At 73.9% G+C, this 25372-nt stretch carries 28 protein-coding genes; 19 read left to right on the forward strand and 9 right to left on the reverse strand.

The features are described from left to right. Positions 1–312: 312 nt before the first annotated feature. On the reverse strand, positions 313–1338 hold the full coding sequence (locus R6Y94_RS41025; protein WP_318402345.1) for a sensor histidine kinase: 1026 nt from the start codon (positions 1336–1338) through the stop codon (positions 313–315). Next, complete coding sequence (locus R6Y94_RS41030) at positions 1331–2026, reverse strand: response regulator transcription factor (RefSeq protein ID WP_318402347.1); 696 nt, start codon at positions 2024–2026, stop codon at positions 1331–1333. The genes R6Y94_RS41025 and R6Y94_RS41030 overlap by 8 nt, the downstream gene beginning before the upstream one ends. Positions 2027–2163: 137 nt before the next feature. Between R6Y94_RS41030 and R6Y94_RS41035 the strand changes: the two genes are divergently transcribed. Continuing rightward, positions 2164–3243 (forward strand): NAD-dependent epimerase/dehydratase family protein, encoded by a 1080-nt coding sequence (locus R6Y94_RS41035; RefSeq protein WP_318402349.1) that lies wholly within the window; start codon positions 2164–2166, stop codon positions 3241–3243. Here the strand turns inward: R6Y94_RS41035 and R6Y94_RS41040 are convergent. Further along, positions 3215–4609 carry a hypothetical protein gene (locus R6Y94_RS41040; protein ID WP_318402351.1) on the reverse strand — a complete coding sequence of 465 codons (1395 nt, stop codon included), beginning with the start codon at positions 4607–4609 and terminating at the stop codon, positions 3215–3217. The two genes, R6Y94_RS41035 and R6Y94_RS41040, sit on opposite strands and share 29 nt — an antisense overlap. A gap of 148 nt (positions 4610–4757) precedes the next feature. On the opposite strand from R6Y94_RS41040, the gene R6Y94_RS41045 reads away from it, so the two are divergent. The 6 genes from R6Y94_RS41045 to R6Y94_RS41070 all read left to right on the forward strand — a co-directional run bounded on the left by R6Y94_RS41045 (position 4758) and on the right by R6Y94_RS41070 (position 10202). Beyond that, a complete protein-coding gene (locus R6Y94_RS41045) occupies positions 4758–5435 on the forward strand; it encodes a glycosyltransferase family 2 protein (RefSeq protein WP_318402353.1) in 678 nt (225 codons plus the stop codon). After that, the gene (locus R6Y94_RS41050; RefSeq protein ID WP_318402354.1) at positions 5432–6115 is read left to right on the forward strand and encodes a DUF2064 domain-containing protein; all 684 of its coding nucleotides are present in this window, start codon (positions 5432–5434) and stop codon (positions 6113–6115) included. Before R6Y94_RS41045 ends, R6Y94_RS41050 begins: the two co-directional genes overlap by 4 nt. Further along, a complete protein-coding gene (locus R6Y94_RS41055; protein WP_318402356.1) occupies positions 6112–6834 on the forward strand; it encodes a class I SAM-dependent methyltransferase in 723 nt (240 codons plus the stop codon). Before R6Y94_RS41050 ends, R6Y94_RS41055 begins: the two co-directional genes overlap by 4 nt. After that, the gene (locus R6Y94_RS41060; protein WP_318402358.1) at positions 6831–8018 is read left to right on the forward strand and encodes a molybdopterin-dependent oxidoreductase; all 1188 of its coding nucleotides are present in this window, start codon (positions 6831–6833) and stop codon (positions 8016–8018) included. The genes R6Y94_RS41055 and R6Y94_RS41060 overlap by 4 nt, the downstream gene beginning before the upstream one ends. Then, entirely contained in the window at positions 8015–8506 is a 492-nt protein-coding gene (locus R6Y94_RS41065) for a hypothetical protein (protein ID WP_318402360.1), read from the forward strand. The genes R6Y94_RS41060 and R6Y94_RS41065 overlap by 4 nt, the downstream gene beginning before the upstream one ends. Positions 8507–8816: 310 nt before the next feature. Next, positions 8817–10202 (forward strand): glycosyltransferase 87 family protein, encoded by a 1386-nt coding sequence (locus R6Y94_RS41070; RefSeq protein ID WP_412102997.1) that lies wholly within the window; start codon positions 8817–8819, stop codon positions 10200–10202. A gap of 26 nt (positions 10203–10228) precedes the next feature. Here R6Y94_RS41070 and R6Y94_RS41075 read toward each other — a convergent pair whose 3' ends face one another. Then, entirely contained in the window at positions 10229–10930 is a 702-nt protein-coding gene (locus tag R6Y94_RS41075; protein WP_318402364.1) for a TetR/AcrR family transcriptional regulator, read from the reverse strand. Positions 10931–11010: 80 nt separating this feature from the next. Here R6Y94_RS41075 and R6Y94_RS41080 point away from each other — a divergent pair, with 80 nt between their 5' ends. Together R6Y94_RS41080 and R6Y94_RS41085 are read left to right on the forward strand one after the other, a co-directional pair. Beyond that, positions 11011–12039 carry a medium chain dehydrogenase/reductase family protein gene (locus R6Y94_RS41080; protein WP_318402366.1) on the forward strand — a complete coding sequence of 343 codons (1029 nt, stop codon included), beginning with the start codon at positions 11011–11013 and terminating at the stop codon, positions 12037–12039. Positions 12040–12136: 97 nt separating this feature from the next. Next, positions 12137–12700, forward strand: a complete 564-nt coding sequence (locus R6Y94_RS41085) for a hypothetical protein (protein WP_318402368.1) — start codon at positions 12137–12139, stop codon at positions 12698–12700. 36 nt (positions 12701–12736) lie between these two features. On the opposite strand, the gene R6Y94_RS41090 is transcribed toward R6Y94_RS41085, so the two are convergent. Further along, positions 12737–13039 carry a metal-sensitive transcriptional regulator gene (locus tag R6Y94_RS41090; protein WP_101365859.1) on the reverse strand — a complete coding sequence of 101 codons (303 nt, stop codon included), beginning with the start codon at positions 13037–13039 and terminating at the stop codon, positions 12737–12739. A 125-nt stretch (positions 13040–13164) separates the two neighbouring features. On the opposite strand from R6Y94_RS41090, the gene R6Y94_RS41095 reads away from it, so the two are divergent. From R6Y94_RS41095 to R6Y94_RS41105, 3 genes are all read left to right on the forward strand, one after another. After that, on the forward strand, positions 13165–13374 hold the full coding sequence (locus tag R6Y94_RS41095) for a copper ion binding protein (RefSeq protein ID WP_318402370.1): 210 nt from the start codon (positions 13165–13167) through the stop codon (positions 13372–13374). Between the two features lie 322 nt (positions 13375–13696). Continuing rightward, positions 13697–14410, forward strand: coding sequence for a hypothetical protein (locus R6Y94_RS41100; RefSeq protein ID WP_318402372.1), 714 nt, complete (start codon positions 13697–13699; stop codon positions 14408–14410). A gap of 14 nt (positions 14411–14424) precedes the next feature. After that, positions 14425–16716 (forward strand): heavy metal translocating P-type ATPase, encoded by a 2292-nt coding sequence (locus tag R6Y94_RS41105; RefSeq protein WP_318402374.1) that lies wholly within the window; start codon positions 14425–14427, stop codon positions 16714–16716. Between the two features lie 26 nt (positions 16717–16742). Here the strand turns inward: R6Y94_RS41105 and R6Y94_RS41110 are convergent, their stop codons facing one another. After that, entirely contained in the window at positions 16743–17855 is a 1113-nt protein-coding gene (locus R6Y94_RS41110; protein WP_318402376.1) for a geranylgeranyl reductase family protein, read from the reverse strand. A gap of 156 nt (positions 17856–18011) precedes the next feature. Between R6Y94_RS41110 and R6Y94_RS41115 the strand changes: the two genes are divergently transcribed. Next, the gene (locus R6Y94_RS41115) at positions 18012–18248 is read left to right on the forward strand and encodes a hypothetical protein (RefSeq protein WP_318402378.1); all 237 of its coding nucleotides are present in this window, start codon (positions 18012–18014) and stop codon (positions 18246–18248) included. Between the two features lie 313 nt (positions 18249–18561). Next, on the forward strand, positions 18562–19932 hold the full coding sequence (locus tag R6Y94_RS41120; protein ID WP_318402500.1) for an MFS transporter: 1371 nt from the start codon (positions 18562–18564) through the stop codon (positions 19930–19932). Between the two features lie 55 nt (positions 19933–19987). Here R6Y94_RS41120 and R6Y94_RS41125 read toward each other — a convergent pair whose 3' ends face one another. Beyond that, positions 19988–20584 carry an MBL fold metallo-hydrolase gene (locus R6Y94_RS41125; RefSeq protein WP_318402380.1) on the reverse strand — a complete coding sequence of 199 codons (597 nt, stop codon included), beginning with the start codon at positions 20582–20584 and terminating at the stop codon, positions 19988–19990. Between the two features lie 146 nt (positions 20585–20730). Here R6Y94_RS41125 and R6Y94_RS41130 point away from each other — a divergent pair, with 146 nt between their 5' ends. The 5 genes from R6Y94_RS41130 to R6Y94_RS41150 are packed head-to-tail and all read left to right on the forward strand — an operon-like array spanning position 20731 to position 23216. Continuing rightward, positions 20731–20919, forward strand: coding sequence for a hypothetical protein (locus R6Y94_RS41130; RefSeq protein ID WP_318402382.1), 189 nt, complete (start codon positions 20731–20733; stop codon positions 20917–20919). A gap of 58 nt (positions 20920–20977) precedes the next feature. Then, positions 20978–21472 carry an Asp23/Gls24 family envelope stress response protein gene (locus R6Y94_RS41135; protein ID WP_318402384.1) on the forward strand — a complete coding sequence of 165 codons (495 nt, stop codon included), beginning with the start codon at positions 20978–20980 and terminating at the stop codon, positions 21470–21472. Continuing rightward, positions 21469–22038, forward strand: coding sequence for a hypothetical protein (locus tag R6Y94_RS41140; protein WP_318402385.1), 570 nt, complete (start codon positions 21469–21471; stop codon positions 22036–22038). The genes R6Y94_RS41135 and R6Y94_RS41140 overlap by 4 nt, the downstream gene beginning before the upstream one ends. Before the next feature lies 1 nt (position 22039). Next, positions 22040–22591 carry a DUF6286 domain-containing protein gene (locus R6Y94_RS41145; RefSeq protein ID WP_318402387.1) on the forward strand — a complete coding sequence of 184 codons (552 nt, stop codon included), beginning with the start codon at positions 22040–22042 and terminating at the stop codon, positions 22589–22591. A gap of 22 nt (positions 22592–22613) precedes the next feature. Next, a complete protein-coding gene (locus R6Y94_RS41150; RefSeq protein ID WP_318402389.1) occupies positions 22614–23216 on the forward strand; it encodes a hypothetical protein in 603 nt (200 codons plus the stop codon). A gap of 79 nt (positions 23217–23295) precedes the next feature. On the opposite strand, the gene R6Y94_RS41155 is transcribed toward R6Y94_RS41150, so the two are convergent. After that, complete coding sequence (locus R6Y94_RS41155) at positions 23296–23940, reverse strand: response regulator transcription factor (protein WP_318402391.1); 645 nt, start codon at positions 23938–23940, stop codon at positions 23296–23298. A gap of 35 nt (positions 23941–23975) precedes the next feature. Beyond that, positions 23976–25361 carry a sensor histidine kinase gene (locus R6Y94_RS41160; protein WP_318402393.1) on the reverse strand — a complete coding sequence of 462 codons (1386 nt, stop codon included), beginning with the start codon at positions 25359–25361 and terminating at the stop codon, positions 23976–23978. Positions 25362–25372 lie beyond the last annotated feature (11 nt).

Consider the following 25372-nt stretch of genomic DNA (forward strand, 5'->3'; position numbering starts at 1 on the left):
GGGGACGCGGGGTGCCATTGGAGAAAATGTGTCCCGAGGCGTCGTGGCCTCCAGGGACAACAGGAGCACCCGAATACCTGCGCGGGGGGCGGCTGGTACTCGGGCGAACACCATATGTAACGACCGGCGGCCCCGGATCATTCCCCGGGGGCCCGGCATCAGCCCAGGTCACAGGCGGTGCTACTCGGCCGTACGCGAAATGTAACGACCGGGTGGGGCCCAGCATTCCACCCAGGCGAAGTCGATCTTAAAACCCGGAGCCAGCCGGGCGCATCATCCGGATTGCCCGGCGACGCGTGCGCCGTCCCCCATTCAGGCAGCGGTGAGCCGGACGACGAACCGGCAGCCGCCAGCGGTGTTCTGTACGTCGACGTGCCCGCCGTGCGCCTCGACCAGTCCGTGCACGATGGCGAGGCCGAGTCCACCGGAGGCGCTGCCGCCGACCCCGACGCCCTGTCCAGGGGTACGCGCCGGTTCGCCCCGGAACGCGACGTCGAAGAGTCTGGGCAGGTCGGACGGGGGAATTCCGCCACAGCTGTCCGTTACCGCCAGCCAGGCGGCGTCACGTTCCCGACCGGCCTCGACGCGTACCGTGCCGTCCTCCGGGGTGTACCGGACCGCGTTGAGGAGCAGGTTGCCGACCACCCGGGCGAGTTCCGGTTCGCTGGCGACGACGGTGGGCCAGCCGGACTCGGCGGCGACGAGTCGGATCCGTCGGGCCGCCGCGAGCGGGGCGGTCGTGGCGAGCGCGTCCGAGACCACCTCACCGAGCGGTACGGCGGTCAGCGACAGCCGCAGCGCCCCGGCGTTGATCCGGGACAGCTCGAACAGGTCGTCCACGAGTCGGGTCATTTGGTCGGTCTCGATCCGGATCCGCCGGTGGTACTCGCCGACGGTCTCCGGATCGTGCACCACCCCGTCCTCGAGCGCCTCGGCCATCGCCCGCAGCCCGGCGAGCGGGGTACGCAGATCGTGGGAGACCCAGGCGACGAGATCGCGGCGCCCCTTCTCGAGCTGCCGTTCCCGGTCACGGGCCTGGGCGGTCCAGACCGCCGCGGCCGCCAGCCGCCGGCCGAAGTGCCCGCCGACGGCGAGGCTGACCACCGCCGCCGCCGCGACCGTGATCAGGACCACCTCCAGGTCGTGCGGGGACAGGAACATCGCCTCCGCTACCACGGCCACGCCGCCGACGACCGCCAGCACAGTGACGGTGAGCAACACGTAGAGGTGCACGGTGATCGAGGTGTGACGCAGTCGCCGCAGCAGCAGCGCCCCGGCCACGCCGACGGCCAGCGCCGCGGCGAGCGCCATCGTGAAGATGAGTACGAGGTCACGCATCGGCTGGCTCGTACCGGTAGCCGACGCCCCAGACCGTGACGATCCGGCGCGGCTCGGCCGGATCGGTCTCGATCTTCTCCCGCAGCCGCCGTACGTGCACGGTCACGGTCGAGTGGTCGCCGAAGTTCCAGCCCCACACCTGTTCCAGCAGTTCCGCGCGGGTGAACGCCCGGGACGGATGCCGCATCAGGTGTACCAACAGGTCGAACTCCCGCAGGGTCAGCGCGAGTTCGGTACCGCGCAGCGCCGCCACCCGGGGGCCGGTACGCACCTCGAGGTCGCCGTCGGCGAGCCGTTCCGGCCGATCCGGTGCCGGCTCGCCGCCGGTGCGGCGGAGCACGGAACGCACCCGCAACACCAACTCGCGCGGGGAGAAGGGCTTGCTCAGGTAGTCGTCGGCACCCAACTCCAGGCCGAGGACCCGGTCGGCCTCGTCGCCGAGCGCGGTCAGCATCACGATCGGGATGCCGTCCGGCCGGCGGCGCAGCTCGCGGCAGACCTCCAGGCCGCTCACCGTCGGCAACATCAGATCGAGTACGACCAGGTGGGGTGCCTGGCGGGCGACGGCGGCCAGTGCCGCGGCCCCGTCGCCGACGTGACTGACCTGGTAGCCGGCGTGCCGCAGATAGCGGCAGACCACGTCGCTGATGGTCCGGTCGTCGTCCACCACCAGCACGCGTTGCGTCACCACCGACCTCCCGCCGATCCCACCCGACCAGCGTAGCCAGGCCCCCGGGAGGAGCCGGCCGTCCGAGATCTTGCGGGAGTCTTACGGCTCCGCCGGAACCTCCGGTGCACCCGTCGGCGGCGCATACCGTGACCGGAATGCGGATACTCGTCACCGGAGCCGCCGGTTTCATCGGATCGCACGTCGCAGACCTGCTCGTCGCGCACGGCCACGAGGTCGTGGCCGTGGATGCGTTGCTTCCGGAGGCGCACGGCCCGACGGCGCCGGACTGGGCGCACCGGCACCGGCCGGTCGTCGGTGACGTTCGCGACCTCGACCTGCTGGCCGGGCTGCTGCGCGGCGTCGACGCCGTCTGCCACCAGGCGGCCATGGTCGGACACGGTCTCGACCCCGCCGACGCCCCCCGGTACGCCGGCCACAACGACGTCGGTACCGCGACCCTGCTGGCGGCGATGCACGGCGCGGGGGTACGCCGGCTGGTGCTGGCCAGTTCCATGGTGGTTTACGGCGAGGGCCGCTACCACTGCCCGGAGCACGGGGTGGTGCGGCCGGCCGAGCGGCGGGCTGCCGACCTGGCCGCCGGCCGCTACGAACCGGTCTGTCCCCGGTGCGCGGTTCCGCTGGTTCCGGGTCTGGTGCCGGAGGACGCCCCCCTGGAACCGCGTAGCACGTACGCGGCGACGAAGCTGGCCCAGGAACACCTGGCCGGTGCGTGGGCCCGGCAGACCGACGGGCAGGTCTGGGCGCTGCGCTACCACAACGTCTACGGCCCCCGGATGCCCCGGGACACCCCGTACGCCGGGGTGGCGTCGATCTTCCGGTCGGCGCTCGCGGCCGGCCGGCCGCCCCAGGTGCTGGAGGACGGACGACAGCGGCGCGACTTCGTCTCCGTCAGCGACGTCGCCCAGGCCAACCTGCTCGCGTTGACCACTGCCCCACCGGAGCCGGTGGTGGCGGTGAACGTCTGCTCCGGTGATCCGCACACCGTCGGCGACCTGGCCCGCGAACTGGCCGCCGTGACGGGCGGCCCCGACCCGGTCGTGGTCGGCGGCGGCCGGGCGGCCGACGTCCGGCACGTGGTCGCCGATCCCGCCCGAGCGGCCCGGCTGCTCGGCTTCACCGCCCGGATCCCGTTCGCCGCCGGTGTCGCCGAGTTCGCCGCCGCCCCGCTGCGCGCACCGGCGACGGTCAGGACACCGTCCACAGTAGGTGGTTGACCGCCAGTGCGGTGACCGCCTGGACCACGAGCCACCAGCGCCGCTGCCGGGCGGGCAGGTGCGCGGTGGCGACCAGCAGCCAGACCCCGAATGGTAGCCAGATCCGCTCGACCTCCGCCTTGCTCAACGCGGACAGGTCCGCGACCAGCACCGCTACGGCCGCCGCGATCGGCAGCCACACCGTCGCGCCGCCAAACCCGCGCCGCCGGCGGTGCGGCCGCGCCCGATCCTCGCACTCCGCGCCGCCCGCCCGATCCGCCGGGCGTGGCCGCCCGGGCCACCCGGCAAGCACCGCGCGGCGGAGCGCCGGCCCGACCACAGGGCCGGCGGAGAGCAGCAGGGCGGCCAGGTTCGCCCAGATCCAGTACCCGAACGGGCGGTCCGCCGCCCAACCCTGGTAGTACCGCCGCACCACCAGGTGGTAGCCGTCCCACCACCGGAAGCCCGCCGCAGTGAACACGGCGACGACGGCGGCGACCGCGAGCGCGGCCAGCACGCCGACCCCGACCCGATCCCGGGTACGCAGCGCCAGCACGGTCAGCGCGAGCAGTCCGACGAGCACGAACCCGTACGACAGGTAGAGCGCGAAGCCGAGCAACAGCCCGCCGAGGACCGCCGGAGCCCGGCCGCCCACCGCCAGCAGGGCCAGCCCGGCGGCGACCACTCCGGTGAAGATCCCGTCCGCCGAGGCGCCGACCCAGACCGCGCCGGGGAACAGCAGCAGGAACGGCCACACCGCCCGGGCCGCGTCCTCGGCGCCCAGCGCCCGCAGTGTCACCGGGACCGAGACGGCCACCGTCGCCCCGAGCAGCACACAGGCCAGCCCGGCGGCGGCGCCTCCGCCGAGACCGATCCGGTCCAGCCAGACGAAGAGCAGCAGCGCGCCCGGCGGGTGCCCGGCGGTGTGCGTGGACCACGAGTCGGGCTGGAAGTCGAGGATCCGGCCGGTGAACCCGGCCAGCATCGCCCCGACATCGGCCACCCGGGGCACCTCGTGCAGGTACTCGGCCTGCGCGGTGAGCCGTCGGGCCAGGCCGGCGGACCAGCCGTCGACCAGAGCCAGTGACAGCGTCCAGGCCAGCGCGCCGAGATAGCCGACGGCGAGCAGCCGGGGCCAGGACGCGCTCCGGGCCCAGCCGGGACCCCGCCCGATCACCAGCGCGGCGACCAGCAGCGCGGCCGGGGTGCCGGGACCGAGATGCGGTCGCCAGGCCGCGTAGAGCGGGGCGGCGTCGGCGTACAGCTGGACGCCCCGGGCGTTGAGCAGTGCGCCGACCCCGATCGCGGCGAGGAGCAGCGCCGCCTCCACCGTGACGACGACCGCGTCGGCGTGCCGGTGTCGTACCGGCCGGTTCAGCATGGTCATGGCGACGGCCGACGATACGAGCCCGGCAGCCGGGGCGGAAGGCGATCGGGCCGGACGTCAGGAAGTCGTAAGAACCGTTGCGGCGTAAGCGATCCGTAAGCCCACCAGGCATTCCCGGCGGGTGGTGCGGCGCCTAGCGTCGCCGGACATGAGCACAACGATTGACGTGGTGCTGCCGTGTCTGGACGAAGCGGCCGCCCTGCCCGCCGTACTCGCCGCGCTGCCGCCCGGTTACCGGGCTGTGGTGGTGGACAACGGCTCCACCGACGGGTCGCCGGAGGTGGCCGCCGCGCACGGGGCGCGGGTCGTCTCCGAGCCGCGGCGCGGCTACGGCGCGGCGGTGCATGCCGGACTACTGGCGGCCGAGGCGGAACTGGTCTGCGTCCTCGACGCGGACGGGTCGTTCGACCCGGGCGAGCTGCCCCGGCTGGTCGCGCCCCTGCTCGCCGACCGGGCGGACCTCGCCGTGGGCCGCCGTCGACCGGTCTCGGCCGCTGCCTGGCCGTGGCACGCCCGGGCCGGCAACGCGCTGGTCGCGGCGCTGCTGCGCCGCCGGGGCGTACCGGTGCGCGACATCAGCCCGATCCGGGTGGGCCGCCGTACGGCGCTGCTGCGGCTCGGCGTCGCGGACCGGGCCTTCGGCTATCCGCTGGAGCTGCTGCTGCGGGCGGCAGCGGCCGGGTGGCGGATCGTCGAGCTGGACACGGCGTACGCGCCCCGGGCCGCCGGCACCGCCTCGAAGGTCTCCGGCTCGGTACGGGGCACGCTGCGCGCCACCCGGGACTTCGCCGGGGTGCTGCGCTCCACCGCCGGTGCCGGCCGATGAACGTCCTGCTCGTGGTCGCCAAGGCACCGGTGGCCGGGCTGGCGAAGACCCGGCTCTGCCCGCCGGCCACCCCCCGACAGGCGGCCCGGATCGCGGCGGCCGCCCTGCTGGACACGCTCGCGGCGGTACGCGCCACCACGGCGGCCGTCCCGGTGCTCGCGTACACCGGCCGGTTCTCCGACGCGGAGTGCGCGGCCGAGCTGACGGCCGCACTCTCCGGCTGGCATCTGCTGCGCCAGTACGGCGACACGTTCGCCGACCGGCTCGCCCACGCCCACGCCGAGGTCGGCGTGGCGTTCCCCGGGATGCCGGTGTTGCAGATCGGCATGGACACCCCGCAGGTCCGCCCCGGTACCCTCGCCGACGCCCTGCACCGGCTCAGCGGTGCCGACGCGGTGCTCGGGCCGGCCGCCGACGGTGGCTGGTGGGCCCTCGGCCTGCACGACCCGGCGCAGGCGGCCGTGCTTCGGCCGGTGCCGATGTCCACCGCCGACACCGGCCGGCTCACCCTGGCCGCACTGCGGGACCGGGGCGTGCGGGTCGCCGCCCTGCCGGTACTGCGCGACGTGGACGACTGGCCCGCCGCTCAGGCGGTCGCGGACGGGCTGCCCGGCAGCCGGTTCGCCGGAGCCGTACGCGCCGTCGAGGTCATGACGGCCGGCCACCGGGCGCGCCGATGAACCGGAGCAGCTCCTCGGGTGGCTTCGACGGCCCGCTCGCACCGCCGGCCTGGCGAGGCTGGCCGCCGGCCGGACGCCGTCGACCGGGTGGGTGCGGCGGCACGGCCGACACCCGCCGCGCCGAGCACTGGCTGGTGCACGCCGACGCGCCGGCGTACCCGTTGCCGGTGCGCCGCTGGCACGGCCCGCCGGAACCGGCCGTCGCACCGATCGTGGCGCGCTGCCTCGGCCCGACCATCGACCTCGGCTGCGGACCGGGCCGGCTGGCCGCCACACTGGCCCGACGCGGCGTGGTCACGCTCGGGGTGGACATCTCTGCCCACGCGGTACGGCTGACCCGGGCCCGTGGTGCGGCGGCGTTGCGCCGCGACATCTTCGCTCCGCTGCCTGCTGAGGGACGCTGGGCACACGCCCTGCTGATCGACGGGAACATCGGCATCGGCGGTGACCCGGTGGCGCTGCTGCGCCGGTGCGCCGCGCTGCTCGCCCCGGGCGGCACCGTGTTCACCGAGTTGGAGCCGCCCGGCACCGGCCTGTGGCAGGGCCTCGCGCACGTCGCCTCGACCGGGCCGGACCGCGGCCTGCGGCGCGGGTCCGCGTTCCGCTGGGCCCGGGTCGGGGTGGAGTCGGTGCAGCACGTCACCGCCGGCACCGGGCTGCGGGTGACGGAGCTGCTGCGCTGCCGCGGCCGCTGGTTCGCCGAGCTGGTTCGCCGATGATCCGCCGACGATCCGGAGGACCGGCTCGGCGCCCGGCCGGGCCAGCCGGTCCGATCAGCCGGCTGGTCCGGTCGGTGCCGCGCCCCGAGGACTTCACCGGGCCGTCACACTCGCCGCTGGTGGCGGCCCGGCTCGGCCGCTGGCTCGGCGTCGCGTTCGGGCTCTGCTTCGTCACCGGGCTGCTCAGCCACGCCGTCGCGCACCCGCCGGACTGGTTTGCCTGGCCGACCCGCCCGGCGAGCCTCTACCGGGTGACCCAGGGCGTGCACGTGCTGTCCGGGATCGCGGCGATTCCGCTGCTGTTGGCGAAGCTGTGGAGTGTCTACCCCCGGTTGTTCGCCCGTCCGCCGCTGCGCCGGCCCGCCCGACTCGTCGGGCACGTACTCGAACGCGTCTCCATCCTGCTGCTGGTCTGCGCCGCGTTCTTCGAACTGGTCACCGGGCTGTTCAACGTCGCCCAGTCGTACCCGTGGCGGTTCTTCTTCCCCGCCGCGCACTACGCGGTGGCCTGGCTGGCGGTCGGGGCGCTGCTGGTGCATGTCGGGGTCAAGTTGCCGGTGACCCGGGCGGCCCTGGCCAGCCGCCTCGACCAGGAGCCGGTACCCGGCCGGCGGGCCTTCCTGCGCACCGCCGCCGGCGCGAGCGGCGTGGCCGTACTGGCCACCGCCGGGGTCACGGTGCCGTGGCTCCGGCACGTCTCCGCGCTGGCCTGGCGTTCGGCCGGCGGCCCGCAGGGCGTACCGGTGAACCGCACCGCGACCGCCGCCGGGATCGTCGTACCGGCCGACTGGCGCCTGGAGATCGTCTGGGCCGGCGGCCGGCGCGGTCTCGGCCTCGCCGACCTCGCGGCCCTGCCGCAGCGGACCGGACGGCTGCCGATCGCCTGTGTGGAGGGCTGGAGCGCCGTGGCGGACTGGACCGGCGTACCGGTGGTCGACCTGCTCACCGCCGTCGGCGCGCCCGCCGGCCGCCCGGTACGGGTCTCCTCGCTGGAGACCGCCGGGCTGTACGCGACCAGCACGCTGCCGGCGGTGCACGTCGCCGACCCGCTGACCCTGCTCGCCCTGCGGGTCAACGGGGAGGTGCTACAGCCCGACCACGGGTACCCGTGCCGGATCATCGCGCCGAACCGTCCCGGTGTGCTGCAGACCAAGTGGGTGACCCGGCTGGAGGTGCTCGGATGAGCCGCACCGGAAGGAGCCCGGGCAAGCGGCCGGCACCGGACGTCGGGACCGACAGCCGGGCGGGCGGTACCCGAGCGGTCCGGATCGCCCTGGTGGTGCTCGGCACGGCAACGGCGGCGTACGGCGGATCGCTGATGCCCCGGCCCGGGCCGGTCCTCCCCTGGCTGGTCGCCGGTCCGCTGCTGCACGACGTGCTGGTCGCCCCGCTGATCGGACTCGTCGGGCTCGTCCTCGGCCGCCTGGTGACCGACCGGACGACCCGTACCTGGATCGGTGCCGGCCTGACGGTGACGGCGACGCTGCTGGTGATCGCGGTGCCGCTGCTGTGGCGGCCGGCACCGGCACCGCCCAATCCGGGGCTCCAGGACCGGGACTACCTGGTCCAGCTCACGGTCTGGCTGGCCGTCCTCTGGGCTGGGCTCGCGATCGGCTACCGGATCCGCCGCCGCGCCACCCGACGCCAGGTGGACGGGGAACCGGACCGGTAGCGGACGGTGACCCGGGGAACCGGGTCGGCCGACCCGGTAGTCCGGGGAACCGGACCGGACCGGCGGGGAACCGGACCGGACCGGCGGGGAACCGGGGCGGTCCGGGTTCCGGGACCCAGCGGATCGAGGTGGCGATGGAACAGGCCGGCGTTTCCGGCACGTTCCGCCGGTCTGAACCGTGCGTGATCAAGATTCGGTCCAGGAACGGTCGAGGAGAGATCGTTACCTTTTTGTCCTTACCGCTGCCCGGATCCCGGAGGCGGGCGACCGGCTCCGCGGATTCGGAGGAAGCGCCGTGACCAGCACCTACCTGGGCGCCAACCCCGACGAGGCCGGCCATCCACCGCCGCACCGGCAGCCGGGTCCGCGCACACCGGCGCCGTCGGCACCGGCCGGGCCGCGCCGCCGCCCACGGCGGCAGGCCTACCCGAGAGCCGGGCTGGTGCTGCTTCCGCTGCTGGTCACCACCGCCGCGATGGCGGTGCAGCACCGCACCGGGAGCTACTGGGGCGACCTCGCGACCTACCACGCGGGAGCCTCCGCCGCCGCGTCCGGGGACGGCGGCCTCTACCAGGCCAGCCACCGGGGCACGGACGGCATCGCGCTGGGCTTCACCTACCCGCCGTTCGCGGCCCTGCTGTTCCAGCCGCTGGTACCGCTCGGTGTGCCGGTCGCGGTCGGGGTGTGGACCTTCGCCTCGGTCCTCGCGCTGCTGGCTGCGGTCCGGCTCACGCTCCGCGCCACCGGCGTGCCGGCGGAGCGCCGCGCACTGGCGACGCTGGCCGGCGGTGCCGCCGCGCTGCCGATGTTCGCGGTGTCCGGGCACCTCCAGGCCGGCCAGGTCGGGCTCTTTCTGATGCTGCTCGTGCTGCTCGACCTGACCGGTGACCCTCGACGCCGCTGGTCCGGCCTCGGCGTGGGGATCGCCGCCGGGATCAAGCTCACCCCGCTGGTATTCGTGGCCTACCTGCTCGCCACCGGCCGGTTCCGGGCGGCGGGCACCGCGGCCGGCGGGTTCGCCGCCACGGTCGCGCTCGGGTTCGCCTGGCGGCCGGGCGACTCGGTACGGTTCTGGACGGGCGCGCTCTTCGACACCTCGCGGGTCACCGCCGATCCCCGGACGGTCCTGAACCAGTCGCTGGCCGGCGCGCTGGCCCGGTTGACCGACTCCGCCGATCCGGGTACCACTTGGCTTCCGGTGGCCCTCCTGGTCGCGGCGCTCGGGATGGCGGTCGCGGCGTACTGCGCCCGGGCCGGCGAGCAACTGCTCGGCGTTCTCGCCTGCGCGACGACCGGCGTCCTGGTCTCGCCCGTCTCGTGGCACCACCACTGGGTCTGGTGCGTACCCGCGCTGGTGCTGCTGGCCGTCCGGTGGTGGCGGCGCCGCAGCCGGCTCGGGCTCGCGGCCGCCGGCCTCACCTGGCTCGTCTTCGTCGCCAGTACGAGCTGGGTACTCGCCGGCCTGCACGGCTGGGACCTGCACTTCCGGGGTTGGGGGCTGCTCTACAGCAACCTCTACGTACTGGTCGGCCTCGCCGGGCTCGGCTATCTCCCGGTCCACCTGCGCCGGGCCGGGCGGCGCGGTCCGGCCCGCCCCGGCTCCGAGCCACCGACCGGTCTCCGGCGGCGCGTCGCGTCGCTCCCGCCCGGTGCCGAACCGCTCGAACCGAGGCCGGAGCCCGGGACGAAGCTGTAGCGGTACCGAGATCGGCGGACCTGTGGTCACGCCGTGTCGACGGTGGTGTGCACCTCCGCGGCGTAGAGCAGCGCGGGGTCGAAGCTCATCCCGGTGAAATGACCGGCGACCTCCAGGCTGACCACGCCGTGCAGCCGGGTCCAGAAGGTGAGTGCGCGACGCAGCGCCGCCGGCGGGGCGGGATGCCCGTCCGCCCACTGCCGGTGGGTGGCCAGATGCTGGTCGAAGGCTGCGGCGGGTTCACCAGTGGGTCCGCTCCGGTCCTCGCCGGCGGCCTCCGTGAAGGCGTCGAGCAGTATCGACATGATGCTGGCGGCAACCGTCGTCGCCTCGGGCGGGGCGGCGTAGCCGGGTACCGGGGTGCCGTAGATGAGCAGGTAGCGGTGCGGGGCGCCCAGGGCCCAACCGCGCAGGGCGGCGGCGACCGCCGTCAGCCGGGCCGTGGCTGTGTGCTCGGCTGCCGCCGCGGCCCGACAGGTCTCGAACAGGTCGTGGTAGGCGTCCAGGACGAGGTCGGTGATCAGGTCGTCCCGGTTGCGGAAGTAGCGGTAGAGCGCCGGACCGCTGATCCCCATCTGTCTGGCGATGGCGTTGAGCGACAGCGCGGACGCGCCGGTACTGGCCACCTGCGTCCAGGCGTGCGCCTTGATCTCGTCACGGACCTGCGCACGGTAGCGCTCCCGCGGACTCCTGGCGGCCTCGTCCATGCCGGTCCCCTCGCTTGACATCGCTTCAGTGAGGCCATAATACTGAAGTTAGAGGTTCTAACTGTAGCTAGATGCAATCATCGCCCCTCGGAGGAGACGAGATGACAACCGATCGACGGACCGAGATCGTGCTTCCCGGCGTGGTGACCCCGGACGGGCTACAGATACGCATGTCACCGATCCCGACTCCCGGCACCGGCCAGGTGGTGATCCGGATGGAGGCCACCGGCGTGTCCTTCGCCGAGCAGCAGATGCGGCGGGGTCGCTACTACGACCAGCCACCGTTCCCGTTCGTCCCCGGCTACGACCTCGTCGGTGTCGTCCAGGCCGCCGGACCCGGCACCGACCCCGTGCTGCTCGGGCAACGCGTCGCGGCGCTGACCAAGGTGGGCGGCTGGGCCAGCCACGTCGTCGTCGAGGCCGCCGACGTGGTGCCGGTGCCCGCCGGGCTGGACCCGGCGGCGGCGGAGACCGTCGTGGTCAACGGCATCACCGCCTGGCAGATGCTGCACCGGAAGGCGCGGGTCCGCGCCGGCCAGACGGTCCTGGTACACGGCGCCAACGGCGGCGTCGGGACCACGCTGGCACAGCTCGCCCGCCTCGCCGGGGCTCAGGTGATCGGCACCGCCTCGCCGCGCCACCACGACCGGCTGCGCGAGCTCGGCATCACACCGATCGACTACCACGCCGACGTGCCCGCCGCCGTCCGGAAGATCGCACCGGGCGGCGTCGATGCTGTCTTCGACCACCTCGGCGCGCGTAGCGTGTCGGACTCGTGGCGTCTGCTCGCCCCCGGCGGCACCCTGGTCGCCTACGGAAGCGCCAGCACCCGGGACGACACCGGCTCGAAGCAGTTGCCGGTACTCAGGATCCTTGCCAGGGTCTGGACCTGGAACGCCCTGCCCAACGGTCGGCGCGGCTACTTCTACAACATCTGGGCCGGCCGCCCGCTGGCGAAACAGCGGTTCCGCGCCCGGCTGCGAGACGACCTCGGCCAGGTCCTGGAGGCCATGGCCCAGGGACACCTCAGCGCACAGATCGCCGCCCGGTTCCCCCTCGCCCGCGCCGCCGACGCCCTGCGCCTCGCCGAATCCGGAACCGTCACCGGCAAAGTCATCCTCACCCCCTGACCGCGCCTGCCGACCCGGGACACCACCGGGGCCGGTAACGCGGAATCAACGCCGGCACGGGGACGTTGCCGGGACACCTGCGCGGTACCGTCGCACCGTGGACCAGGCCGAGGAGGGCGCCCGGATCGGCGCCGCGCTGACCCGTTGGCTGGGCCGGCTGACCTTCGCCGACCAGACGAGTGACGAGGTCACCGTGCTGCTGATCGACTCGGTGGCGGCCTGGGCCATGGCACAGGGCTGGCGAGTGTACCGGCGGGCCGCCAGCGTGATGCCGCTGCCACCGCCGTACGAGCACCGGCACTCCATAGTGGATGTCGGGTGTGCGCGGGCGGACGGCGCGCCGGTGGTGGTCGAGGTCGACCACTCCGACCGGCAGCGTTCGGTCGACAAGCTCAACCTGGAGGCGGCGGCCGGTCGGATCGCCATCTGGCTGCGCTGGGGCGAGCGCAGGTTCGAGCCGCCGCCGGCACCGATCGTGATGGTGCCGTTCCGGGTCACCTCCCGGCCGGACCGAGAGGGATCCGGGCGGCGGTATTCAAGGCTGCCGGCGACCGACCGGCCGGCGCCGGCCCACCTGGCCGGGGACGTGGAGCTCGGCGAGCAGGTCGACCTCTTCCCGCCCCCTGCCCCGGAGGGCCGGGCCGACCCGGCCCGGAGTTGACCGGGGCGGGAAGCCGGCGCCGTCGCCGCCGAGCAGTCAGCCGCGCTTCATCAGGCGCCCGACTGCGGCCATCATCTCGGTGGCCATCTCGTCCGCCCGGCCCTCGGCGGCGCCCTCGTGCATGCAGTGCCGGGCGTGTCCGTCGAGCAGCCCCAGCGCGACCTTGTCCAGCGCCGCCTGGATGGCGGAGATCTGGGTCAGCACGTCGATGCAGTAGCGGTCGTCCTCGACCATCCGCTCGATCCCGCGGACCTGCCCCTCGACCCGGCGCAACCGCGCGAGCAACTGGTCCTTGCTGGCGGTGTAGCCGCGAGTCGGGGTCTCCGCAGGTGTCGTCATGCAGCAAGCATAGCTAACCCCCCCGGGGTATGCTACGGTCCTGGGTACGGATACCCCTGAGGGGTAAAAGTGCCCGGCAAATACCCCCCTCGGGTATATCGCGGGTCAGGGAAGGGAGAACTGCAATGATCACCCAGAGCTACCAGGTCAAGGGGATGACCTGCAGCCACTGCGTCAGCGCCGTCAGCACCGAGGTCGGGGCGATCCCCGGCGTGACCGAGGTGAGCGTCGACCTGGCCTCCGGCGCGGTCACCGTCACCAGCAACGACCCGGTGGACCAGGAACAGCTCCGCGCCGCCGTCGACGAGGCCGGCTACGAACTCGTCACCTCCTGACCGTGCTCGATCCAGCAGAAACCAGGTAGCGCGATGAACACCGCGACGAAGTTGGGCGCCTTCGCGCTCGGGCTCGCGACAGTGTTCGGCGGGGGGGGGGGGGGCGCCGCCCGCCCCCGCCCCCCCCCCCCCCCCCCCCCCCGGCTCCAGCAGTTCGACCGGCTCCGCCCACTCCACCGGACACGGCACCGGCACCGGGGCGAGCACCGCACCGCGGCTACCGGGCGGGCTGCTCGTCTCCGACCGGGGCTACACGCTGACCGGCGTACCGGCCCCGGCCGGCGAGTTCGCGTTCCGGATCATCGGGCCGGACGGGCAGCCGGTGACCGGCTACGACGTGGAACATGACAAGCGCATGCACCTGATCGTCGCCCGCCGGGACCTGTCCGGCTTCCGGCACGTGCACCCGGAGATGACCGCCGACGGCACCTGGCGGGTCGCCTCGCCGTTGACCGGTCCCGGGAGCTGGCGGGCGTTCGCCGACTTCAAGCCCAGCGGCGCGGAGGCGCTGACCCTCGGGCTCGACGTCGCGGTGGCCGGCGACTTCCAACCCCGACCGCTGCCGGCACCGGCCCCGACCGCCGAGGTCGACGGCTACCGGGTACGCCTGGACGGCGCCCTGACGCCGGGACAGACCAGCGAACTGACCCTGACCGTCAGCCGCGACGGGCGACCGGTCACCGACCTGCAGCCCTACCTCGGCGCGTACGGCCACCTGGTCGCGCTCCGCGAGGGTGACCTGGCGTACCTGCACGTACACCCGGACGGCGAGCCCGGTGACGGGCGGACGCCGGGCGGTCCCGAGATCACCTTCTTCGCCGACGTCCCCTCGGCCGGCAGCTACCGGCTGTATCTCGACTTCCAGCACGGCGGCACCGTCCGGACCGCCGAGTTCACCCTGACCGCCGGCACGCCGGCCCAGCCCCCACCCACCGGTACGCCGGGCGGCGGTGCGACACCCGACGGGCCCGCTCCGACGGCCACCGCCGGAGCGGACGAGCCGGGGCACGGCGAGCCCGGCCACGGACACAACTAGCACAGGAGGCAGGAATGGCACCGGCCGCCGGACGACCACCGATGGCACCCAACCGGATCGAACTGAAGATCGGCGGGATGACCTGCGCCTCCTGCGCCAGCCGGATCGAGAAGAAACTCAACCGGCTGGACGGGGTGACCGCCACGGTCAACTACGCCACCGAGAAGGCGACGGTCACCTTCGACGACACCCGTACCCCGGACGAGCTCATCGCCACGGTGAAGAAGACCGGCTACACCGCCGCGCTGCCACCGCCGCCCCGACCGGCCGACGACTCCGGGTCGGAGCCGGGGGCACCCGTCGACGAGCTGCGGACGCTGCGGACCCGGCTGCTGGTGTCGCTGGTGCTGACCGTGCCGGTGATCGCCCTGGCGATGGTGCCGGCCTGGCAGTTCGACTACTGGCAGTGGCTCTCGCTCACCCTCGCCGCGCCGGTCGTGGCGTACGGCGGGCTGCCGTTCCACCGGGCGGCCTGGGTCAACCTGCGGCACGGCGCCGCCACCATGGACACCCTGATCTCGCTCGGTACGCTCGCCGCGTTCGGCTGGTCGGTGTGGGCGCTCTTCCTCGGCACCGCCGGTACGCCCGGCATGACGCATCCGTTCAGCCTCGACATCGGCCCGAGCGACGGCGCCGGCAACATCTACCTGGAGACGGCGGCCGGGGTCACGCTCTTCATCCTCGCCGGCCGCTACTTCGAGGTCCGGTCCAAGCGTCGGGCCGGTGCCGCCCTGCGGGCCCTGCTCGAACTCGGTGCCAAGGAGGTCACGGTGCTCCGCGACGGCGTCGAGCATCGGATCGCTGCCGACCAGCTCGCCGTCGGCGACCGCTTCGTGGTCCGCCCCGGCGAGAAGATCGCCACCGACGGTGTGGTCGAGGACGGGTCGTCCGCCGTCGACGTCAGCATGCTCACCGGGGAGTCGGTGCCGGTGGAGGTCGGTCCCGGCGACCAGGTGGTCGGGGCGACGGTCAACGCCGGAGGGCGGCTCGTCGTCCGGGCCACCCGGGTGGGTGCGGAGACCCAGCTCGCCCAGATGGCGACCCTGGTCGAACGGGCCCAGACCGGCAAGGCCCAGGTGCAGCGCCTGGCGGACCGGATCTCCGGGGTGTTCGTACCGATCGTGATCGCCCTTGCCGTCGCCACCCTCGGCTTCTGGTTCGGCTCCGGGGACGGCGTGAGCGCGGCGTTCACCGCCGCCGTCGCGGTACTGATCATCGCCTGCCCGTGCGCCCTCGGGCTCGCCACCCCCACCGCGCTGCTGGTCGGCACCGGCCGGGGTGCCCAGCTCGGCATCCTGATCAAGGGCCCGGAGGTGCTGGAGTCGACCCGGCGGGTGGAGACCGTGGTGCTGGACAAGACCGGCACCGTCACCACCGGGCGGATGACGCTGACCGAGATCCTCCCGGCCGACGGCCAGGACGCGGACGAGCTGCTGCGACTGGCCGGCGCCCTGGAGAACGCCTCCGAGCATCCGATCGCCCGCGCGGTCGCCAGCGCCGCCGCCGAGCGGACCGGGCCACATCCCGAGGTGGGCGGGTTCGCCAACGTCGAGGGGCTCGGCGTGACCGGTACCGTCGACGGCCGTGCCGTCACGGTGGGCCGGGCCCGCCTGCTCGCCGACCGCGACCTGGAGCCGCCCGCCCCGCTCGGCGCGGCGGTCGCGGACGCCGAGGCCGCCGGCCGGACCGTGGTGCTGGCCGGCTGGGACGGTCGGGTCCGGGGAGCGCTGGTGGTCTCCGACGCGATCAAGCCGACCAGCCGCGAGGCGGTCGCCGGACTGCGCCGGCTCGGCCTCACCCCGGTGCTGCTCACCGGCGACAACCACGCGGTCGCCCGGTCGGTCGCCGCCGAGGTCGGCATCGACGAGGTGATCGCCGAGGTGCTGCCGGCGGACAAGCTCGACGTGGTCAAGCGGCTCCAGGCCGAGGGTCGTGTGGTGGCGATGGTCGGGGACGGCGTCAACGACGCCGCCGCGCTGGCGCAGGCGGATCTCGGGCTGGCCATGGGCACGGGTACGGACGTCGCGATCGAGGCCGCCGACCTGACCCTGGTACGCGGTGACCTGACCGCCGCCGTGGACGCGATCCGGCTGTCCCGGGCGACGCTACGGGTGATCCGGGGCAATCTGTTCTGGGCGTTCGCCTACAACGTCGCCGCGCTGCCGCTGGCCGCGATCGGGATGCTCAACCCGATGATCGCGGGTGCGGCGATGGCGTTCTCCTCGGTCTTCGTCGTCGGCAACTCGCTGCGGCTGCGCCGCTTCAGGCCGTACCAGGACGACCGGGCGGTCGCCGCCGGCAGATAGCCGCAGTTGGGCGCCCCCGGGGCGGGTCAGCCGAGCAGAGCCAGCGCGGCGCGTACCCGGCGGCGCTCCAGGGTGCGGTCGAAGCTGGTCTCGCCCCGGCAGAAGGCGGTGAACATCCGCCAGCCGGGCGGGGTGGCCAGGGCGGTGTGGAAGACCCCCGGGTGCTGGGAGAAGGCGGCGAGAATCCGGTGCCCGGCCCGCATCGGCGGGACGAGCTGGTCGTGCACCGCCCGGACGTACCCGTCGAGGCCACCGCCGGCCGCCGCCGCGCCGGCCAGCGCACCGGAGCGCAGCGCGAAGCTGATCCCCTCCCTGGTCCACGGCTCCAGCAGGCCGGCCGCGTCACCGGCGACCAGCACCCGGCCGTGCCGCAGCGGGGAGTTGTCGGCCCGGCACCGGGTCAGGTGCCCGGAGTCGTGCGCCGGCTCCAGGCCGGACAGGCCCAGCCGCTCGACGAACCGCCGCAGGTAGCGCCGGGTCCGCTCCCCCTCGCCCCGCGCGGCGATCACCCCGACGGTGAGCCGGTCCCCCTTGGGGAAGACCCAGGCGTACGACCCGGGCAGCGGGCCCCAGTCCAGCAGCAACCGGCCGCGCCAGCGCTGCTGGAGCGGGGCGGGGATCGGAATCTCCAGTTCCAGCCCCAGGTCGACCTGCGAGTACTCCACCCCCACCTGGCGAGCCGTCACCCCGGCCGAGCCGTCGGCGCCGACCGCCACCCGGGCACGCAGTTCGGTGCCGTCGACGAGCCGGACCCGTACGCCGTCGGGGTCCTGCTCAATCCCACGCACCGCGATCCGTTGCCGGAGTACGGCGCCCGCGTCGACGGCGGCGCCCCGCAGCCGGTCGTCGAACTCCTCCCGCCGCACCATCGTGAGCAGTTGCCCCGGCCGGTGCCGCCGGGTGAACTCCCGCCGGCCGTCGGCGGTGAACGTCACCCGGTCCACCCGGTCGTCGGCGGGTACCTCGATCCGCGCGGCGGCGGCGGCCAGCGAGGTGCCGATCAGACCACCGCCGCAGGTCTTGTAGCGCGGATGCTCGGACTTCTCCAGCACCACCGTCCGCGCTCCGGCCCGGGCGGCGGCGAACGCGGCGGAGAGCCCGGCCGGTCCAGCCCCGATCACGGCCACGTCCCAGATCACGGGTAGCAGCCTAGGCGACCGCCCGGTCGGCTCCGGGAACGGGACGCCGGCCGACTATCGTGGCGGATCCGTTACCCGGGTGCATCAACGCCGTCTCGGTGGGTAATCGCGGCCTCGCGAACTGCCCGTGCGCGGTGCGCGGGCGAGGAGGTCACCATGCAACAGCTACATCTCAGCGACATCGAACAGCGGGTGTACGAGGCGGTCACCACCCTGGAGGCCCGGGGACAGGTGCCGTTTCCGGAGGCCATCGCGGAGGAGGTCGGCCTGCCACCGGACCAGTTGACGACGCCGCTGCACGTGCTCGGCGAGAAGAACCTTCTGCACCGCGAGGACTCCCCGTTGGAGGGTCTGGACTTCGGTCCGCGCTGGTGCTCGCAGCAGCTCACCTGAGCTGCCTGGCCGACCGGGTCGAGCGGCGGGGCGACGAACCACCGGGCAGGTCAGCAACCGTGCATTGGGGCGGTTTGCGCTAGTCTGTCCCCGGTGGTCACCGTTCGCGGCCCACGACTCGGACGCGGCACCAGTCAGCGAGGCCCGATTGAGCGCGGCACAAGGCAATCCACCGGATCGTGCCGGCCGGCCCGGGCCGGGCGACCGGGCCGGACCGGCAACACCGGAACCGGATCCACTGGCCGGGCTGGACGAGCGGACAGCCGCCCGGCGGCGCCGGCAGATCCTGACCATCGGACTGGTCGCCGCGTTCATGACGCTGCTCGATGTGAGCATCGTGAACGTCGCGATCCCCTCGATCGACCGGGCCATCCACGCCGACCCGAGCGATCTCCAGTGGATCCTCTCCGGCTACGCGCTGACCTTCGGCCTGATGCTGGTGCCCGCCGGCCGGTTCGGTGACGCCCGGGGCCGACGCAACGTCTTCATGCTCGGTCTCGCGCTGTTCACCCTGACCAGCGCGGCGGCCGGGCTGGCCGAGTCGCCGGCCTGGCTGATCGCCGCCAGACTGCTGCAGGGCGCGGCGGCCGGACTGGTGAACCCGCAGGTGATCGGGCTGATCCAGCAGCTCTACCGGGGTGCGGCCCGGAGCCGTCCGTTCGGGCTGCTCGGCGCCACCATCGGCATCTCCACCGGCGTCGGACCACTGCTCGGCGGCGCCCTGATCGAACTCGGCGGCCAGCATCTCGGCTGGCGGTTGGTCTTCTTCGTCAACGTCCCGGTCGGCATCGCCACGATCGCCTTCGCCTGGCGGCTACTGCCGGCCGGTCCCGGGCGGCGGGCCGGCCGGAAGGATCTCGACCCGTTCGGCGTACTGCTGCTGGGACTCGGTGTCGTCCTGCTGCTGCTGCCGCTGGTGCAACAGCGGCAGTGGCACGGGCCGCTCAAGTGGCTGCTGATCCCGGTTGGGCTGCTGGTGCTGCTCGGCTTCGTCGGCTGGGAACTGCGGTACCGGCGCCGCCGGGAGCCGCTGTTCGACCTGGCCCTGTTCCGGCTCCGGTCGTACTCGCTCGGCACCCTGATCGGGCTGCTCTACTTCGGCGGCTTCGTCGCGGTCTTCTTCCTCTTCACCCTCTATCTGCAGGCCGGGCTGCACTACACCGCGCTGGAGGCAGGCTTGGCGATCACGCCGTTCGCGCTCGGTTCGGCGGTCACCGCAGCACTCGGCGGCCGGATCGTCAACCGGTTCGGCCGGCCGCTGGTCGCGATCGGCCTGGCCACCGTGGTGCTCGGGCTCGGCGCCGTCATCCTGGCCCTGCACTTCGTGCCCGGGCGCGGCGCACCGCTGGCGACCGCCCTGCCGCTGCTGGTCGCCGGGCTCGGCAGCGGACTGGTGATCACGCCCAACCAGAACCTCACCCTCTCCGAGGTACCGGTCGGCCAGGCCGGTAGTGCGGCCGGAATGTTGCAGACCGGCCAGCGGATCGGCGCCGCCACCGGCATCGCCGGAGTCGGCACGATCTTCTTCAGCACCCTGGCCGCCACCCACGACGGCTGGTCACGGGCGTTCCGGGACGCTCTGCTGGCCACCATCGGTTTCGTCCTGGTCGCGCTGGTCGCGGCGATCGTGGACAGTTGGACCGAGCGGCCCGGCACCCCGGCCGGACCGGGCCGCACCAGGTGACCAGCACGCGGAGCGGTTCGCTGGCCGGGCGTACCGGTCCGCCGGTAGTGGTGCGTCAGGCCGTCTGGCCCGGGGTGAGCCAGCGGTAGCAGCCGGCGCTCTCCTCGGCGAGCCACCCGTGCACGCTCTGCAGCCCCCGATCGTTGACCTGCCCGTCGTGGATGCCGTACGCCCGTTCGGGTGCGACGGCCCGGACGAAGTCGATCGCCTCGGCAGTCTTCAGCCAGGACCCCTGCACCGGTACGAGCAGGGTCTGCACCGGCACGTCCGGCCGGTGCACCGAGTCGCCGGGATGATAGACCTGCCCCTCAACGAGGTATCCGAGGTTCGGGCAGTCCGGCTGGCCGCCGTAGATGGTGGCGTGCCGACCGCCGAAGGCGCGCACCCGCAGGCCGGCGGCGGTGAACTCCTCCCCCGGTGCGACGGGGTGCACGTCGAGGCCGGGGATGTCCGCCCCGGCCGGGGCGTAGACCGGGACGCCGAGGCCGGCCAGCCGCAGCACGTCGACGTGGTCGGTGTGCTCGTGCGTGACGACGACCGCGTCGGCACCGCGCAGCGCCGCCTGCTCGCTCCAGACGCCGGGGTCGATGACCAGGACACCGCCGGAGTGTTCGAGCCGTACGCAGGCGTGGGTGTATTTGGTGAGCCGCACCCGGTCACGCTATCCGCCGCTCCGACAGTCATGATCTCCGCGTTTGAAGTGACGCAGATCACACATATCGCCGGTTCAGTGGGGTTCGAGTTCTCCGCCAGCGTGTAAGCACTGCCGACCTGCCGCGCCCAGCCGGGGAGGAACGCATGTCACGCCAACAGTTCGGTTTCGTCGTCGGTTTCCTCGTCGCGGCGGTATGGGCCGTCGCCGGCTTCGGAGCGGCGGCGGGTGCCGTGCTCGCCGGCCTGGTCGGGTGGCTCGCCGTACGGGTGATCGACGGTGATCTCAGCGTCGCCGGCCTGGCCGACCGGGCGAGCGCGTCCCGACGGCGCTGAGCGGTGCAGGCAACCCGCACCGGATCGACCCGGCATCGGCAGGAGATGGGGACAGGCGATGGCTGACAGCAGTACCGCCACCAAGAACGACAACCGCACACAGGCGGCCACGCCGGGCCCGATGGCCACGCCGGACGGCGGTGGACCGGCCCGGGCCGAGTTGACCACCGAGTCCGGCAAGACCCGCATCGCGGAGGGCGTGGTCGCCAAGATCGCCGGGTTCGCCGCGCGGGAGATTCCGGGCGTGCGCTCGATGGGTGCCGGCCTGGCCCGGCGGGTCGGACAGCTCCGCGGTCTCGTCCCGGGCGGCAGCGAGACCATCCGGCAGGGCGTCTCGGTCGAGGTCGGCGAGCGCGAGGCAGCGATCGACCTGGACATCGTCACCTTCTACGGCCAGAGCATCGTCGAGGTCTCCGAGGCGGTGCGCCGCAACGTCGTCGACCGGGTCCAGGCGATGACCGGCCTGCGGGTCGTCGAGGTGAACATCAACGTCGACGACGTCTTCGTCGAGGGCGACCAGGACGGCGACGACGGCCAGCAGCGGGCGCGATGACCAGCCGGGCGGCGAGGAGCGACACCAACCGGGCGGCGCAGGGCGGCACCAACCGTGGCGGCCGGACCACCGCCGAGGCCGGCCGCGCGACGACCGGCCGCGACACCCGTAACCGCCGCACCTCGCCGCGGACCAACCCGGCGACGGCGGAGGCCCCGAACACCAGGACGGCGACTCCGCAGAGCGGCCGGGCGACCACCACCCCGACCCCCGAGGCCGCCCCTGAGGCCAGCCCCGTCACCGAGGCTGCCCCGGTCACCGTCGCCGACCAGGCCACGGTCGCCGGGAAGATCCGGGACGCGGTACTCGGGGTTCGCGGCGTGACCGGGCTGACCGCCGGTACCGGCGTGGAGGTGGCCACCCTGTTTCCCGGCGGCAAGGTCGTCGGCATCCGGCTCGGGGACCCGGTCGAGGTGCATGTCGGGCTCGGCCCGGTGCCGATCGCCCCGGTGGCCGAGCAGATCCAGGTGGCGGTCCGGGACGTACTGGCCGGCTTCGGTCAGCAGCCGTCGGTGGAGGTGGTCGTCGACGACATCGACCTGCCGGTGCCGGTGGACGGGAGCTGAGATGCGCCTGGTCAACCGGCTCGCCACCCTGCTGCTCGGCTGCGCTCTGCTGGGCGGCGGGCTGCTGCTGATCGTGGAGGTCTTCGCGGTGGCCCTGGGCCGGGAGTCGGTGGTCGTCGACCGGGCGGCCTGGTACCGCACGCTGACCGGTACCCGGCTGGAGGATCCCTGGGTGCGGACCGGGATCGTCGCCGCCGGCGTACTCGGGCTGCTGATCCTGTGGGGACAGTTGGTCCGCTGGAAGCCCGACCGGCTACCCACCCGGCTCGCCGACGGCTGGCACCTGCAACGCCGCTCGGTGGAACGGCAACTGGCGACGGCCGCGAACTCGGTACCCGGAGTCGAGTCGGCGAGCGCCCGGGTCCGCCGCGAGGGCCTCGGCTGGCGGACCCGGATCCGGGCGGTCGGCGACGCCTCGGTCAGCATGGCGGTGGAGTTCACCGTCCGGCGTGAACTGGAACGCCTCGGCGCCCCGCCGCACGACCACGTCGGCGTGCAGATGATCCGGTCGGGCAGCCGGCCGCGGACCGACGTACCCCGGGTGGAGGGCTGATGCGGCAGCCTGGAGAGCCGGCATGACGAACAGCGCCATCCGGGTGCTCTGGACGGTGGTCGGCCTGGTGCTCACCGCCATCGGCGTGGTCGGGCTGATCGCCAGCCTCGGACACCTGGCCGGCGTCGACAACAACGCACCGCTGCTCTGGTCGGGTCTGCTCCGCACCTGGCGCGACCTCGACCCGTGGGGTCTGGTCATCCTCGGCGTGCTCGGCACCTTCTTCGCCTGGCTGGGGTCGAAGCTGCTCGGCCGGGTGCTCCGGGCCCGCCGGTACCCGGTGCTGGGCGACCTCGACCTGCGGTCCGTCACCGGTCAGACCGCGGCCGCCGGTCCGGCGCTGCCCGGCGCCACCCGCGTCCGGGGAGCCCGGCTGGCCCGCGGCCTCGAACGCGACCTCGCCCGGGATCCGCAGGTCCGCCGGGCCTCGGTCACGCTGGCCGGCACGGCGCCCCGGCCGGAACTCTGGATCGAGTTGCAGCTCAACTCCCGGGCCGGGCTGACCGCCGTCCGGGAACACGTGGCGGCGGCGGTCGAGAGGTTCCGGGCCACCTCCGGGCTGGCGCCCCGCCGGCTGGAGGTGACCGCCCGGATCGACGCCGCCGGTCCGGTCCGGGTGCACTGAGCCCGCCGCCCGGCTGCACCGCCCGGCCACGGTCACACCGCCCAGCGAGTGGCCGAACACGCCGTGCCGGGACGGCGGGTCAGAGCCAGCCGTAGCGGCGGGCGATGGCCACCGCCTCGTGCCGGTTGGCGGCACCGACCTTGCCGGCCGCCGAGGAGAGATAGTTGCGCACCGTCCCCGGCGAGAGCGAGATCCGCTGGGCGATCTCCTCGATCGGCGCGCCGTCCGCCGCCAACTCCAGCACGTCGGCCTCGCGGGGCGTGAACGGGCTGTCGCCGGCACTGATCGCCTCGGCGGCCAACTGGGGATCGACGTACCGGCCACCGCGGTGGACGCTGCGGACCACGTCGGCGAGCACCTCGGCGGAGACCGTCTTCGGCAGGAAGCCCCGTACCCCGACCGCGAGTGCCCGCTTGAGGTGCCCGGGCCGGCCGTGGCTGGTGACGATCATCGTCCGGCAGCCCGGTACCTCGGCCCGGATCGCCTCGGCGACCGCGATGCCGTCCAACTCCGGCATCTGCAGGTCGAGCATGGCCACGTCGGGCCGCAGCGCCCGGGCCAGCGAGAGCGCCTGGGTGCCGGTCGCCGCCTGGCCGATCACCACCAGGTCGTCGTGCAGCCCGAGCAGCGCGGTCAGCGCGCCGCGGATCAGGTGCTCGTCCTCGGCGAGCAGGATCCGGATCTGCTCGGGCGAGCCGGCCCCGATCCGTTCGCCATCCCGCACGACGGGCTCCGGCTCCGGCGGTCCTGGCCGGCCGGTCACGATCGGCTCCGCTGTGCCGGGACGGAGTCGGGCGCCTCCCCGGACGGGGCCCCGCCGGACGGCCCACCCCCGGGCACCGCACCGGAGCCCGCCCCGCCGGACGGCGGCGCCGCTGCGGTCAGCGGTAACTGTGCGGTCAGCCGGAACCGGTCCCGGCCCGGTCGGGTGGCGGTCACCCGACCGCCGAGCGGCGCCAACCGCTCGCTGAGCCCGAGCAGGCCGTTGCCGAACACCAGCGGGTCGCCGGGACGTACGCCGTCGTTCTCCATGACCAGGGTCACCAGGCACGCGCCGTCCGGCGGGTCGGGGGCGTACCGGGAATGGTCGCCGTCGACTGCTCCGGCTCCGTCGGCCGCCGGCCGGCCCCGGCGCACCGAGACGGTGCAGGTCAGCGCCTCACTGTGCCGCAACACATTGGTGGTGCCCTCCCGGACCACCCAGCCGAGCGCGCTCTGCGCCTGCGGGCTCAGGTCGTGCCCCTCCCCCAGCACCCGGCACCGCACCCCCGCCGAGGTGAGCACCGCGCGGGCGCCGGCCAGTTCCGCGTCCAGGTCGGTGGAGCGGTAACCCCGGACGACCTCGCGTACCTCGGTCAGCGAGTCCTGCGCGATCCGGCGCACCTCCAGCATCTCCTCCACGGCCCGGGGCCGGCCCCGCTTCGCCAACTGCGCGGCCAGTTCGCTCTTCAACGCCACCACCGCGAGGTTCCGGCCGAGTACGTCGTGCAGGTCCCGGGCGAACCGCAGCCGTTCCTCGGCCACCGCCAACCGGACCTGGTTGCCCCGGGACCGTTCCAGCTCCCAGAGCACCCCGAGCATCCACAGCGAGCACCGGAAGGTGGAGAGCAGCACGAGGAAGCCGAAGAACACCGTCCAGGCCGACGAGAGCAGCAACCCGGCCGGCGCCCGGTCGATCAGCCCGACCAGCATTACGACGCCGGCCAGCCCGACGGCCCCGCAGAAGGCGTACCGGGGTGGGGCCACGGTGCAGAGCACGCCGAGGAAGTAGCACGAGACCAGCACCGTCACCGGCAACGTCCACCCGGCGGAGCCGGGCTGCGCGCCCGTCAGCGCGTTGGTCACCTCGGCGGCGACGATGGTGACCAGGGTCAGCCACCCCGCGGCCACGACCAGCCGGGTGGGGCGGTCCCGGCGGCCGATGAAGTGGTCGACCCCGGCCCGTACGGCGAGCAGGCAGAGCACCATGTGTGTGGTGCCGAACCCCAGTACCGCGATCCGGCCGGCCGTCGGCCACCCGGCACCGGTCGCGTTGAGCAGCGCGATCGGCTCGGTCGCCGAGACCAGATAGAGGGTGGCCCGGGTGACCAGGTCGAACCGCTCGGGCTGGCCGCGTCCGGTCCACCAGCCGACCAGCTCACGCATCCGGGACCTCC

The organism is Plantactinospora sp. KLBMP9567 (assembly GCF_033446045.1).
Lineage (GTDB): Bacteria > Actinomycetota > Actinomycetes > Mycobacteriales > Micromonosporaceae > Plantactinospora.